Origin of the sequence: Rothia nasimurium (assembly GCF_928381415.1) — a bacterium.
GTDB classification, from domain to species: Bacteria; Actinomycetota; Actinomycetes; order Actinomycetales; family Micrococcaceae; genus Rothia; species Rothia nasimurium_H.
Map to the genome: position 1 here is coordinate 227,845 of NZ_CAKMSF010000004.1, position 13,802 is coordinate 241,646.

The 13,802-nt window shown below is 61.5% G+C and carries 12 protein-coding genes; 5 read left to right on the forward strand and 7 right to left on the reverse strand.

Annotated features, from left to right (window positions below):
• Positions 1-122: 122 nt before the first annotated feature.
• From tkt to pgl, 5 genes are all read left to right on the forward strand, one after another.
• Positions 123-2,234, forward strand: coding sequence for a transketolase (gene tkt, locus L7A20_RS06355; RefSeq protein ID WP_237222804.1), 2,112 nt, complete (start codon positions 123-125; stop codon positions 2,232-2,234).
• Positions 2,235-2,260: 26 nt separating this feature from the next.
• Positions 2,261-3,367 carry a transaldolase gene (gene tal / locus L7A20_RS06360; protein ID WP_237222805.1) on the forward strand — a complete coding sequence of 369 codons (1,107 nt, stop codon included), beginning with the start codon at positions 2,261-2,263 and terminating at the stop codon, positions 3,365-3,367.
• Between the two features lie 186 nt (positions 3,368-3,553).
• Positions 3,554-5,089: a glucose-6-phosphate dehydrogenase gene (gene zwf, locus L7A20_RS06365; protein WP_237222806.1), complete on the forward strand. Its 1,536-nt coding sequence runs from the start codon at positions 3,554-3,556 to the stop codon at positions 5,087-5,089.
• Complete coding sequence (locus tag L7A20_RS06370) at positions 5,086-6,069, forward strand: glucose-6-phosphate dehydrogenase assembly protein OpcA (protein WP_237222807.1); 984 nt, start codon at positions 5,086-5,088, stop codon at positions 6,067-6,069. Before zwf ends, L7A20_RS06370 begins: the two co-directional genes overlap by 4 nt.
• Entirely contained in the window at positions 6,062-6,835 is a 774-nt protein-coding gene (gene pgl / locus L7A20_RS06375) for a 6-phosphogluconolactonase (RefSeq protein ID WP_237222808.1), read from the forward strand. The genes L7A20_RS06370 and pgl overlap by 8 nt, the downstream gene beginning before the upstream one ends.
• A 72-nt stretch (positions 6,836-6,907) precedes the next feature.
• Here the strand turns inward: pgl and secG are convergent, their stop codons facing one another.
• The 7 genes from secG to rapZ form a co-directional block, all read right to left on the reverse strand.
• Positions 6,908-7,165, reverse strand: coding sequence for a preprotein translocase subunit SecG (gene secG, locus L7A20_RS06380; protein ID WP_237185606.1), 258 nt, complete (start codon positions 7,163-7,165; stop codon positions 6,908-6,910).
• Between the two features lie 74 nt (positions 7,166-7,239).
• Entirely contained in the window at positions 7,240-8,016 is a 777-nt protein-coding gene (tpiA, locus tag L7A20_RS06385) for a triose-phosphate isomerase (RefSeq protein WP_185172977.1), read from the reverse strand.
• A gap of 113 nt (positions 8,017-8,129) precedes the next feature.
• Positions 8,130-9,353 carry a phosphoglycerate kinase gene (locus L7A20_RS06390; protein ID WP_237222809.1) on the reverse strand — a complete coding sequence of 408 codons (1,224 nt, stop codon included), beginning with the start codon at positions 9,351-9,353 and terminating at the stop codon, positions 8,130-8,132.
• Between the two features lie 150 nt (positions 9,354-9,503).
• Positions 9,504-10,508, reverse strand: coding sequence for a type I glyceraldehyde-3-phosphate dehydrogenase (gene gap / locus L7A20_RS06395; protein ID WP_237185603.1), 1,005 nt, complete (start codon positions 10,506-10,508; stop codon positions 9,504-9,506).
• 302 nt (positions 10,509-10,810) lie between these two features.
• On the reverse strand, positions 10,811-11,791 hold the full coding sequence (gene whiA, locus L7A20_RS06400; protein WP_237195868.1) for a DNA-binding protein WhiA: 981 nt from the start codon (positions 11,789-11,791) through the stop codon (positions 10,811-10,813).
• Positions 11,792-11,853: 62 nt separating this feature from the next.
• Complete coding sequence (locus tag L7A20_RS06405) at positions 11,854-12,876, reverse strand: gluconeogenesis factor YvcK family protein (RefSeq protein ID WP_423817430.1); 1,023 nt, start codon at positions 12,874-12,876, stop codon at positions 11,854-11,856.
• Complete coding sequence (gene rapZ / locus L7A20_RS06410) at positions 12,876-13,766, reverse strand: RNase adapter RapZ (RefSeq protein ID WP_237195866.1); 891 nt, start codon at positions 13,764-13,766, stop codon at positions 12,876-12,878. Before rapZ ends, L7A20_RS06405 begins: the two co-directional genes overlap by 1 nt.
• Positions 13,767-13,802 lie beyond the last annotated feature (36 nt).

Genomic DNA, 13,802 nt, shown 5'->3' on the forward strand with positions numbered 1-13,802 from the left:
TAGCGTCTTTTGCCGGTTTTACCGTGTGCTTGTGTGGGCTTGCCCCGCGGGGCGGCGGTGGGCGGGTAGAAGAATAAGTTTGATGAATATTTCTGGGTAGCCAGATTGAGAGAGGACGGCTGATGCCTAACCTGAATCAGAAGCTTGAATGGACCGAGAAAGACCAGCGCGCGGTTGATACCGCGCGCGTGCTTGCTGCGGACGCCGTTGAGAAGGTTGGCTCGGGCCATCCCGGTACCGCGATGAGCCTGGCTCCTGTGGCCTACCTGCTCTTCCAGAAGGTCATGCGTCAGGATCCCCGCGATGACCGTTGGGAGGGTCGTGACCGCTTCATTCTCTCCCCCGGCCACACCTCGCTGACCCTGTACAACCAGCTCTTCCTGGGTGGTTTTGGTCTGGAACTTGACGACATTAAGGCCCTGCGCACCGCTGGCGCCCTGACTCCCGGCCACCCCGAATTTGGTCATACCAAGGGCGTCGAAATCACTACCGGCCCCCTGGGCCAGGGTCTGGCGTCCGCTGTGGGCTTTGCCTACGCCCAGCGTCGCATGCGCGGCCTCTTCGACCCCGAAGCTGCTCCCGGCACCTCCCCCTTTGACCACACCGTCTTCACCATTGCCTCTGAGGGCGATGTGCAGGAGGGTGTAACCGCCGAGGCGTCCGCTCTGGCCGGCCACCAGCAGCTGGGCAACCTGGTCGTGATCTACGACCGCAACCACATCTCCATTGAAGATGACACCGACGTCGCCTTCACCGAGGACGTCGCAGCCCGCTACGAGGCCTACGGCTGGGACGTTGCCAAGGTCGATTGGACCGCTGGCGGCGACTACAAGGAAGACGTCGAGGCCCTCTACGACGCTATCGTCGCAGCAACCAAGGTCACCGACAAGCCCTCCTTCATCGAGCTGCGCACCATTATCGGCTACCCCGCCCCCACCAAGCAGAACACCGGTGGCATCCACGGCTCCAAGCTGGGTGCCGACGAAGTTGCAGCCACCAAGAAGGTACTGGGCTTCGACCCCGAACAGCACTTCGTGGTGGAGCCCGAGATTCTTGAGCACACCCGCGCCCTGGTTGAGCGCAGCGCAGCTGAGCGTGACGAGTGGCAGAAGTCCTTCGATGCCTGGGCTGCCGCCAACCCCGAGCAGGCCAAGCTCTACGAGCGCATGGTTGCTGGCAAGCTGCCCGCCGAACTTGATGAGGCCCTGCCAACCTTTGAGGCTGGCACCTCCATCGCAACCCGTGCAGCATCGGGCAAGGTTATCAACGCAATCGCTCCGGTTCTGCCCGAGCTCTGGGGCGGTTCAGCCGACCTAGCAGGGTCAAACAACACCACCATCGATACCGAGAAGTCCTTCAACCCCGAGTCCCGCTCCACCAAGAGCTGGACCGGCCACCCCTACGGTCGTGTGCTGCACTTCGGTATTCGCGAGCACGCCGCCGCAGCTATCACCAACGGTATCGCGCTGTCTTCGCCCACCCGTCCTTTCTCCGGAACCTTCTTCGTCTTTACCGACTACCAGCGCCCGGCCGTCCGCCTGGCAGCGCTCATGGGTGTGCCCAACATCTTCGTCTGGACCCACGACTCTATCGGTCTGGGCGAGGACGGCCCCACCCACCAGCCCGTTGAGCACCTGACCGCTATGCGCGCAATCCCCAACCTCGATGTTGTGCGCCCCGCTGACGGTAACGAAACCGCTGTAGCCTGGCGCAAGATTCTGGACATCAAGGACCACCCCGCCGGCCTGGTGCTCTCCCGCCAGAACCTGACCAACGTGGCTCGTGAAGACCTGCACGCGGACGCCGAGGGTGAGAAGTTCGCTTCCGCTAACGGCGCTGCCCGCGGCGGTTACGTGCTGGCTGACACCGAAGGCACCCCCGACGTGATCCTCATTGCCACCGGTTCTGAGGTCGAGGTTGCCCTAGCTGCCCGCACCCAGCTAGCAGAAGAGGGTATCGCCGCCCGCGTTGTTTCCATGCCCTGCCGCGAGTGGTTCGCAGCTGAGTCTGCCGAGTACCGCGAATCAGTCATCCCCTCCGCCGTCAAGGCCCGCGTGACCGTTGAAGCCGGCCTGGCCATGCCCTGGATGGACATTCTAGGCGAAGCAGGCCGCGCCGTTTCCCTGGAACACTACGGTGCCTCAGCCTCAGCCGAGGAACTCTTCGCCGACTACGGCTTCACCGCCGAGAACGTCGCTGCCAAGGCTCGCGAGTCCATCGCCGCTGCCCGCTAACCGAACGTCAAGTTAAGGAAAACATTATGACTACCCCCACCCAGAAGCTTTCAGACGCAGGCGTCTCCATCTGGCTCGATGACCTCTCCCGCGAGCGTCTCACCAGCGGTAACCTGCAGGAGCTCATCGACACCAAGAACGTGGTCGGTGTAACCACCAACCCCTCCATCTTCGCTGCCGCTCTGTCGAACGGCGCAGCCTACGCCGAGCAGATGAAGAAGCTGGCAGCAGAGGGCACCGAGGCAGAGGCAGCTGGCTTTGCTGCCATGATTGACGACGTGCGCGACGCCTGCGACGTGTTTGCCCCCATCTACGAGGCAACCCAGGGCTTTGACGGCCGCGTCTCCATCGAGGTCTCTCCCCTGCTGGCCCGCGAATCAGCTGCAACCCTGGCCCAGGCTAAGGAGCTCTACTCAGCAGTTGGCCGCGAGAACGTCATGATCAAGATTCCCGCCACCGAAGAGGGCCTAGAGCCCATCGCTGAGGCCCTGGCTGAAGGTATCTCGGTCAACGTCACCCTGATTTTCTCCCTGGAGCGTTACCGCGCCGTCATCAACGCCTACCTGCTGGGTCTCGAAAAGGCACTGGAAAACGGTAAGGACCTCTCAAAGATCCACTCCGTTGCCTCCTTCTTCGTCTCCCGCGTCGACACTGAGATCGATGCCCGCCTTGAGGCTATCGGCACCGACGAAGCCCTCGCCCTGCGCGGCAAGGCCGGTGTAGCTAACGCCCGCCTGGCCTTCGAAGTCTACGAGCAGGCCTTCTCCTCAGAGCGCTGGGCCCGCCTGGAAGCCGCAGGTGCCAACCGCCAGCGTCCGCTCTGGGCATCCACCGGCGTGAAGAACCCCGCCTACCCCGACACCCTCTACGTCACCGAAATTGCAGCCCCCGGCACCGTCAATACCATGCCCGAGGCAACCCTCAACGCAACCTTCGACCACGCAGAGGTTGCGGGTAACGCTATCGAGGGCACCTACGAGGAATCCACCGAGATCCTCAACCAGCTCGAAGCTGTAGGTATCTCCTACAACGACGTGGTAGAAAAGCTGGAAACCGAAGGCGTTGAGAAGTTCGAGGTCTCCTGGAAGGAACTGCTCGACACCGTTACCGCCGCACTGGCTGACAGCAAGTAGTACCGTTTCACGCTGAGGGTGGGGGTCGTATCCCCCACCCTCACTGGACCCACTCACCATCACCCCAGCCCGGCGGCAAGCACCCGCCGGCCCGGTGGGCACTAGTACACTAGAACAAGAGAACCGCGGCAGCCCCCACACCTTTCACAGCTGCCGCCCCAACCAACCTGTGAAGGATTCACGGCGGTGGCCAACACTCACGATTCAAACCCCCTGCGCGACCCGCGCGATCGCAGACTGACCCGGGTGGCAGGCCCGTCCTCTCTGGTCTTCTTCGGCGTCACCGGCGACCTTGCGCGCAAGAAACTGCTCCCAGCCGTCTACGACCTGGTCAACCGTGGCCTGCTCCCACCGAGTTTCGGCCTGGTGGGCTTCGGACGCCGCGAGTGGAGCCACGAGGACTTCCAGAAGGAGGTGCGCGGGCACGTTGAAGCCCACGCCCGCACCCCCTTCCGCGAGGACGTCTGGAACCAGTTCGCTGCCGGTATTCGCTTTGTCACCGGCACCTTCGACTCCGATGAGTCCTTTGAAAAGCTCAAGGCAACCCTGGCCGAGCTCGACGAGACCCGTGGCACCCGAGGGAACCACGCCTTCTACCTATCTATTCCTCCCAAGGACTTCGACCAGGTCCTACAGAAGCTAGCTGACCATGACCTAGCCAACCACAACCAGCATGAGGGTTGGCGCCGTGTGGTCATAGAAAAGCCCTTTGGTCATAACCTGGAGACCGCCCGCGAACTCAACGCCATTGTAGAGCGAGTCTTCCCCGCCGATTCGGTCTTCCGCATCGACCACTACCTGGGTAAAGAGACCGTGCAGAACATTTTGGCCATGCGCTTTGCGAACCAGATGTTTGAGCCCCTCTGGAACGCCACCAACGTAGACCACGTACAAATCACCATGGCCGAGGACATCGGCATCGGAACCCGCGCTGGCTACTACGACGGCGTGGGCGCTGCCCGCGACGTCATTCAGAACCACCTGCTGCAGCTGCTGGCACTCACTGCCATGGAAGAGCCCGTCAGCTTCAACGCCGAGCACCTGCGCGCCGAGAAGGCCAAGGTGCTTGAGGCAGTCCAGATTCCCGATAATATTGCCTCAGCCTTTGCCATCGGCCAGTACGCTGCCGGCAACCAAGGCGGTGAAGAGGTCAACGGCTTCTTTGACGAGAACGACATTCCCGCCGACTCCCGCACCGAAACTTTCGCCGCCCTCAAGCTGAACATCAACACCCGCCGCTGGGCGGGCGTTCCCTTCTACCTGCGCGCGGGCAAGCGCCTGGGCCGCCGCGTCACCGAAATTGCTGTGGTCTTCAAGAAGGCCCCCAACCTGCTCTTTGGCGGCAGTGCCGATAGCTCCGGCCAGAACGCGATTGTGATTCGCGTGCAGCCCGATGAGGGAATGACCCTGCGCTTTGCCTCGAAGGTGCCCGGCACCCAGATGGAAATCCGCGACGTTAACATGGACTTTGGCTACTCCCACTCCTTCACCGAAGAGTCTCCCGAGGCCTACGAGCGTCTGATTCTCGATGTGCTGCTCGGTGAGCCCCCGCTCTTCCCCCGGCATGAAGAGGTTGAGCTCTCCTGGAAGATTCTTGACCCCTTCGAAGAGTACTGGGAAGAAAACAAGATTAAACCCGAAGCCTACGCCCCCGGTTCGTGGGGCCCGGCTTCAGCCCACGAAATGTTGGAACGCGACGGCCGTGCTTGGAGGCGCCCATGATGAAGAAACTCAAAGACACCACTGTGGGCGAGGTTGCCAAGGAGCTCTCCCGCCTGCGCAGTGAGGAGGGGGCAACCACGTCCTCTCGTGTGCTCACCCTGGTCATTCTGGCCGAGAAGGGCCACTCAAAAACCGCTGTTGAGGCGGCCTTGAAGGCCTCCTACGAGCACCCTTCCCGCATTATCGTCCACATTGATTACGGTCAGGACGCCGACGATCGGCTTGATGCCCGCATTTACGTGGGCGGCGACGCGGGTGCTTCAGAGCTCATCATTCTGCGCGGGTACGGTTCAGCGGCTGTTGCTACCGAGTCCCTGATTTCGGGGCTGCTGCTACCCGACTCCCCCATCGTTGCCTGGTGGCCCCACTCGGTTCCCGAGAACCCGGCAGAGCACTCTATCGGCAAGATTGCCCAGCGCCGTATCACCGATTCAGCCCGCGCCTACGACCCCCTGGGCGTGCTAGAGAAGCTGGCTGCCAGCTACAAGGACGGCGACACCGACCTGGCATGGATTCGCCTGACCCTCTGGCGTATTCAGATTGCCGCTGTCTTCGACCAGATTGAGCCCTCCCCCGTCAAGCGCGTGGTGGTCTCCGGTTCGTCCATGAGCCCCTCGGTCGTTCTGCTCGGTGCCTGGCTGGGTGACCGCCTGGGCGCTGAGGTGCACCTGCGCACCACCGACGTGCAGCGCGGTCTCTACAGGGTAGAACTTGAACGCGAAGACGGCTCCATCATCATCCACCGCCCCGGGCGCAACATTGCTACCATTTCTTCCCCCGGTGTGCCCGACCAGCAGATTTCCCTGCCGGCCCGCTCCCTGGCCGACTGCCTGGCAGAAGAGCTTCGCCGTCTTGACCCCGATGAGGTCTACGGTGAGGTGCTCAGGTCTGTTGTCTCTAGCGGCAACATCGTGGTGGATGTTAATGTCAATGACGTTCACGATGACAACGCTGATTACACGGAGGTCTACGATGCCTAACCCTGTAGTGGTTCCCCACCGCGATAAAGCCCAGCTCCAGCTGGCCGGCGCCACCCGCATCATCAATGTGGCTGCCACCGCTGTGGCAGCCCGCGGTATTGCCCACCTGTCGCTGACCGGCGGCACCATGGGTATTGCGGTGCTTGCGGGTATTGCAGAAAGCCCGCTGAGCGCTACCGTGGACTGGTCCAAGGTTCATTTCTGGTGGTCAGACGAGCGTTTTGTGCCGCGCGGCCACGCTGATCGCAACGAACAGCAGGCCAAGGACGCCTGGCTCACCTCCCTGGGGCTGCCGGAAGAGAACCTGCACGTCATGGGTGCCTCAGATGTTTTTGACACCCCGGAGGAAGCTGCCGAAGCCTACACCGCTGAGCTGGCTCGCTACGCCCCCGAGGGTGAAGCGTCCCCCCTCTTTGACCTGACCCTGCTGGGTATGGGGCCCGATGGCCACATCGCCTCCCTCTTCCCCGACCGGGCCGAGATTCTAGAGGCTGAGGTCACCACCCTTGCGGTGCACGACTCCCCCAAGCCCCCGCCCACCCGCGTAAGCCTGACCCTGCCGGTGATCAACTACTCGGAGCGTATCTGGTTCCTGGTTGCCGGTAGCGACAAGGCCGAGGCAACTGCCCGCCTGCGGGCGGCGTCCGCTCTGCCTGAAACCCAGCTAACCGCCGAGATCCTCACCCAGACCCCGGCAGCTGGGGCCCGCGGTCTGCTTGAAACCCTGATTCTGGCAACCGAGGACGCCATCGGCTCAGCTTCCTAGAGTTCAGGTATTCAGAGATAAAAAAATTCCCGCCTACCGGTGAACCGGTAGGCGGGAATTTTTGATGTAAGCCTAGATAACAGCAACCTCAGAGAAACGCAGCACCAGGGCGTAACCGATAATCGCAAAGACCCACAGCAGAATCACTGTAACGGTCAGGCGAATCAGGTTTTTAGATGCCATGCCCGAAGAGTTCAGGGAGGTGGTCATGCCACCACCGAACATATCTGAAAGGCCGCCGCCCTTACCGCGGTTCAGTAGAACCAGCAGGATGGTAAGAATGCTCGCGATAGCGATGAGGACCATCAGGATAATCTTGAGGGTTTCCACGCAGAACCTTTCAGTCGGGTTGAAGGGCGTTTCGAAGCGCCATCAATCTACTATACCCCTAGTTAGGGTATTTTTTAGGCCTTGTAACGAGCGATGTTAGCGAATTCGGTGGCGTCGAGGGAAGCGCCGCCCACCAGTACGCCGTCGACGTCTGCCTCAGCCATGATTTCGGGGGCTGATGCTGCCTTGACGGAGCCGCCGTAGAGTACGCGGACCTTGTCGGCGACCTCTGCGGAGTAGAGCTTGGTCAGTTCCTCGCGGATGGCCTTGCTCATTTCCTGGGCGTCAGCTGCGGTTGCAACCTTGCCAGTACCGATAGCCCAGACGGGCTCGTAGGCAACAACCAGGGTTTCAGCCTGTTCTGCGGTTAGGCCCTCGATGGAGCCGCGCAGCTGGTCCAGGGTGAAGTCGACGTGTTCGCCGGCTTCACGCTTGTCGAGGCCTTCACCGACGCAGAGTACGGGGGTGAGCTCGTTGCGGTAGGCAGCCTGTACCTTAGCGGCGCAGACGGCGTCGGTCTCACCGTGGATAGTGCGGCGCTCTGAGTGGCCGACCAGCACGTAGGTTGCACCGAGCTTCTTGAGGAAGACGCCGGAGATGTCTCCGGTGTAGGCGCCGGAGTCCTGGTCTGAGAGGTCCTGGCCGCCGTAGACGATGTTGAGCTTGTCGCCGTCAACGAGGGTCTGTACTGAGCGGATGTCGGTGAAGGGAGGGAAAACGGCAACTTCGGCGGTGTCGTAGTCGAAGTTGGTGTCGTCTAGGGTCCAGGCCAGTTTCTGGAGCAGGGTCACACCTTCGGTGTGGTCCATGTTCATCTTCCAGTTGCCTGCGATGAGGGGCTTGCGAGTCATGGGCTCGTTCCTTTCGCGAAATCTTGAGGTGGGTGGGCAGGACGCGGCGGGTGCGCCCGTCCTGCCCGCTGGCGGGTTAACCGCCGGGTGGCTTACTGCCACGTGGTGTTGTTTTAGGCGCCGAGTGCTTCGAGGCCGGGCAGGGTCTTACCTTCGATGTATTCGAGGGAAGCGCCACCGCCGGTGGAGATGTGGCCGAACTGGTCGTCGGAGAAGCCCAGGTTGCGCACTGCTGATGCTGAGTCGCCGCCACCGATGATGGAGAAGGCCTCTGACTCGACGAGGGCGTCGGCTACTGCCTTGGTGCCGCCTGCGAAGGCTTCAATTTCGAAGACGCCTACGGGGCCGTTCCAGAAGACCAGCTTAGCTTCCTTGATCTTCTGGGCGAAGAGTTCGCGGGTGGCGGGGCCGATGTCAAGGCCCTCTGCCTTGGCGCCCAGCTTACCGCCGGTGAGGTCTTCGATGGGGCGGATTTCAGTGTTAGCGTCGTTGGAGAAGTCATCTGACCAGACGATGTCTGAGGCGATGATGAGTTCGGTACCCTTCTTGGGGGCTTCTTCCATGTAGCGCTTGCAGTTTTCGATCTGGTCTTCTTCCAGCAGGGACTGGCCGATCTCGTAGCCCATGGCCTTGGCGAAGGTGTAGCCCATGCCGCCGCCGATCAGCAGGGTGTCTGCCTTGCCGATGAGGTTGTCGATAACTGCCAGTTTGTCTGAGACCTTAGCGCCACCCATCACAACGACGAAGGGGCGGTCGGGGTTCTTGATGACCTTCTGCAGAACGTCAACTTCGGTCTTGACCAGGTCACCCAGGTAGGCGGGCAGTTCCTTGGCAATGTCGTACACCGAGGCGTGCTTGCGGTGAACGGCGCCGAAAGCATCGTTGACGTAGGCACCGTTCTCGCCGGTCAGGGCAGCCAGTTCTGCTGCGAATTCGGCGCGCTCGGCGTCGTCCTTGGAGGTTTCACGGGCGTCGTAGCGCACGTTTTCTACGACCAGCAGTTCGCCGTCCTTCAGGGCCTCGGCCTTAGCCTTGGCGTCCTCGCCCACCAGGTCGGTTGCGATGACAACGGGGAAATCTGCCAGTTCAGCCAGGCGCTCAGCGGCGGGCTTGATGGAGTACTGGGGGTCTACCTTGCCCTTAGGGCGGCCCAGGTGGGCAGTGACGATGACGCGGGCACCAGCCTCGGTCAGCTTCTTGAGGACGGGCAGGGAGGCGCGGACGCGGCCGTCATCGGTGACGACGCCGTCCTTGAGGGGTACGTTCAGGTCTGAGCGGACGAGGACGCGGCGGCCTGCTACGCCACCGTCGATAAGCTCTGCAAGAGTCTTAGCCATGGGAGTTTTCTCTCCATTATTTGTGAGGGTGAATGGGGTGGGCACCTGGTGAGTGCTGGGTATAGGTAAGGGTTAGCGAATCGCGCGCGTGCGCGTGGATCCGCTAACCCTATCCTATTGCTGTCTCATGAAAGACCGGTGGATGTCAGCTTAGAGAGCTGCAACAACCTTGTTGGTGAACATGACCAGGCGTGATACGTAGCCGTATTCGTTGTCGTACCAGGCGATAACCTTGACCTGGTTGCCGATGACCTTGGTCAGGGGGGCGTCGAAGACGGTTGAGACGGGCTCACCTTCGATGTCCTTGGAGACGATGGGCTCCTCGGAGTAGGTGATGATGCCCTTCATGGCACCCTCTGCTGCTTCCTTGACGGCTGCGTTGACTTCTTCAACGGTAACTTCGCGTGAAGCGGTGAAGGTCAGGTCGGTGATGGAGCCGGTGGGGGTGGGAACGCGAACAGCGAAGCCGTCCAGCTTGCCCTTCAGTTCGGGCAGAACCAGGCCAACAGCTGCTGCTGCACCGGTTGAGGTGGGAACCATGTTCAGGGCTGCGGCGCGGGCGCGGCGCAGGTCTGAGTGGGGGGCGTCCTGCAGGCGCTGGTCAGCGGTGTAGGCGTGGATGGTGGTCATCAGACCGCGCTCGATACCGAACTTGTCGTTCAGTACCTTAGCCATGGGTGCCAGGCAGTTGGTGGTGCAGGATGCGTTTGAAACGATGTTCATGGTGGCTGAATCGTACTGGTCGTCGTTGACGCCCATAACGAAGGTGCCGTCGATGTTCTTACCGGGTGCAGAGAGGATAACCTTCTTGGCGCCAGCTTCGAGGTGAGCCTTTGCCTTCTCACCGTCGGTGAAGAAGCCGGTGGATTCGAGAACAACGTCTACGCCGAGGTCTGCCCAGGGGAGGTCTGCGGGGTTGCGCTCAGCCAGAACCTTGATTTCCTTGCCGTTGACGGTCAGGCCGTTTTCAGAAACAGCAACTTCGCCGTCGAAGCGACCCATGATGGAGTCGTACTTGAGCAGGTGTGCGAGGGTCTTGACGTCGGTCAGGTCGTTGATAGCAACGATTTCGAAGCCTTCGCCGTGCTGCTGTGCTGCGCGGAAGAAGGTACGACCGATGCGGCCAAAGCCGTTAATAGCTACGCGTACAGTCACTGAAATCAAACTCCTAGATACAGTTAGTGACGTTGGTGGACGAGACGCCGGTTCTGGCGTTTCATCGCCGAACTTGGGAAAACGTGGTTCCTTCAGCTCAAGCGGGTGAGCTCTCGTCCGGTTCGTTAACCATCATACCCTGTTTATGTGAGTTTTGGTGTGTTTCTGTCGTTTTTTTAAGTGGACTTACGTGCGTTTATGGACGCTTGACCCCCGTTTTGACCTGCAAATATGGGTTTTGTCGGGTGAGAGCATGAGGAAGACCACCCAGTAAAGGGCAAACCAACAAAAACCCACACAGCCTAGTTGGGGTGGTTTGTGCCGTTCACGCCCGCTTCAGTACCCGGGATTCCACGCTCGGCGGCTCGCTTATCGGCCATGGCAATCAGGCGGCGGATACGACCGGCGATAGCATCTTTGGTCATGGGTGGTTCAGCCAGGCGGCCCAATTCGTCAAGGGACGCCTGCTTGTGGGCAACACGCAGTTCGCCGGCGTAGCGCAGGTGCTCGGGTACCTTATCGCCCAGGATTTCCAGAGCCCGTTCAACGCGGGCACCGGCGGCGACAGCGGCCTGGGCTGAACGGCGCAGGTTGGCGTCGTCGAAGTTAGCGAGGCGGTTAGCGGTCGCGCGAACCTCTTTACGGGCGCGGCGTTCCCGCCAGTTGTCGAGGGCGTCAACAGCACCCATGCGCTCTAGCAGCAGGGAGATGGTCTCACCGTCGCGCACGACCACCCGGTCTACTCCGCGTACTTCGCGGGCCTTGGCAATCACGTCGAGTCGGCGGGCGGCACCGACCAGGGCTAGGGCAGCCTCGGGGCCGGGGCAGGTAAATTCCAGGGCGGACGAACGCCCGGGCTCGGTCAGCGAACCGTGAGCCAGGAAGGCCCCGCGCATGACAGCTTCAGCATCGGCCAGGGAGCCGTTGACCACGGCAGGGGGTAGACCGCGGACGGGGCGACCGCGTCCGTCCAGCAAACCGGTCTGACGGGCTAGCGCTTCGCCGCCCTGATCAACGCGAACAACGTAGCGTCCGCCCCGGCGCAGCCCGCCACCCGAGATAGAGGTAATGGAAGCCTCATGGCCGTACATTTCGGCGATGTTATAGCGCAGGCGCTCTGCGGTAGTTTCAAGGTCAACTTCAGCCTCGACCACGATTTTGCCTTGCACAAGGTGCAGACCGTTCGTGAAGCGCAAGATTGTGGCCACCTCAGCTTTGCGCACGGATGAGCGCGTGGCTTCGTAGTGTGCCAGCTCTTCTTTGACCGATGCCGTCAGGGCCATGCGGGTCTTCCTCCAAAGTAGTGTCTGCTCTTGTAAGCGAGGGTGCCGGTGTGTGGTCGGCGTTAGCGTTTGAAGACGTGCTTGTAGGCAGCTGCTAGTTTAAGGGGGTCGTGGACGCCCGGTTGGTCGGCTTCCGCTACATCAGCCCAGAGCACCTTCGCCCCTAGCTGGGCCGCTACGTCTTCAAATGTGGTGCGCTCTCCTGCGGTCGCAGGATCAGCGATAACTGTATTAACCCTAATTTCTGGAACGTATTCACGCAAAACGAGCAGGTGGTCTGCGGCACTCATACCGCGGGTTTCTTTGCCGTCAAGTTCCAGATTCATGACCAGGCAAATCTGGGCGCTGGTGTTGAGTATGGCGTCGCGCAGGCCGGGCAGGAGCAGGTGCGGGAGCAGGGAGGTGTAAAAAGAACCCGGCCCTAGCACCACCCAATCGGCCTCGTGCACCGCGCGGACGGCGTCCGGGCAGGCTTCGGTGTTCTCGGGTAGCAGGCGAACCTTGTCTACACGCCCTGCCTTGGCCAGGGTGGCCTGGCCCTGGACGGTATCGCGGAAGGTCACCCCGTGGTCGTTGGTGGTGACGATATCACCCTCGATTACCAGGGGCCTAGTAGCCATGGGGAGCACGCGTCCGCGGGCGTTAAGCAGGGCCCCGGCCCAGTCTAGCCCGGCGATGGTGTCGCCTAACAGCTCCCAGAGGGTGACAATCAGCAGATTGCCCAGGGCATGGTTTTCAAGGGCGGTGGGACGTTCGGGGCTGCGGGAGGTGAAGCGGTGCTGCATAACGTCGCGCCAGGTACGACCCCAGTCAGTGTCGTCGCACAGGGCCGAAAGGGCCATGCGCAGGTCGCCAGGTGGCAGCACGTCCAGCTCTTCGCGGAGCTTACCCGAGGAGCCACCGTCGTCCGCCACGGTCACCACGGCGGTCAGGGCGGTGGTAATGAGCTTGAGGGCAGATAGGGAGCCGTAGAGGCCGTGCCCACCACCCAGGGCAGTGACGCGCACGGGTAGGTCGTGCCCCTGGGCAGTGACAGGCAGTAGTCCGGTTTCGGGGAACCGGCTCATGCGGGTTGCCTCAGACATTATTCTCGCCCCATGTCGCGGTGGTGCACGGAGATGTTGACATCTTCCATCTCGCTCAGGCGGCGGGCGATTTCTTCGCTTACGGCCACAGAGCGGTGCTTACCGCCGGTGCAGCCGATAGCAAAGGTTGCATAGAGCTTGCCCTCACGGCGGTAGCCAGCGATCACCGGCTGCAGGGCAGCGATGTAGTTGCTGATGAACTCTTCAGTGCCGTCCTGGGCAAAGACAAAGTCGCGGACGCCGGCGTCCTGCCCGGTCTGGGCCCGTAAGCCGGGCACCCAGTGGGGGTTGGGGATGAAGCGCATATCGGCCATGTAGTGAACGTCCGAGGGGGTGCCGTACTTAAAACCGAAGCTCATGACGGTGATGTTGACCAGGCGTTCCTTGCCCGGAGCGTAGGTTTCACGCACCTTCTTAGCCAGCTGGTGGATATTCATGCCGGTGGTATCAATGACGTAGTCAGCCTCTTCTTGCAGGCCAGCAAAGATACGGCGTTCTTCGGCGATAGCTTCTGCAACCAGACCTCCCTGTTGCAGGGGGTGGGGGCGACGCTGGGCTTCGTAGCGAGCGATGATGTCCTTATCGGCAGCGTCCATAAAGAGCATGGAGAAGTCGATATCAGAGGCGCGGAGCTTATTGATAGCTTCGGGCAGGTCGGCCAGCTGTCGGCGGGCACGAATATCGATGCCCACAGCTACCTTGGGGAGTTTGCCCGGTGAATCTTTGACGAGCTGGGCCAGGGAGCCGAGCATCTGCGGGGGGATGTTATCGACCACGTACCAGCCCTCGTCTTCGAGGGTGTTGGCTGCGGTGGATCGACCGGCTCCCGAGATACCGGTGATCACAAGAATTTGCGGCTTGACGGTCTGCTCGCTGGAGTTGGGTGACATGGGTGGGGGTCTCTCGCTTCCACGAATCATTCGGTT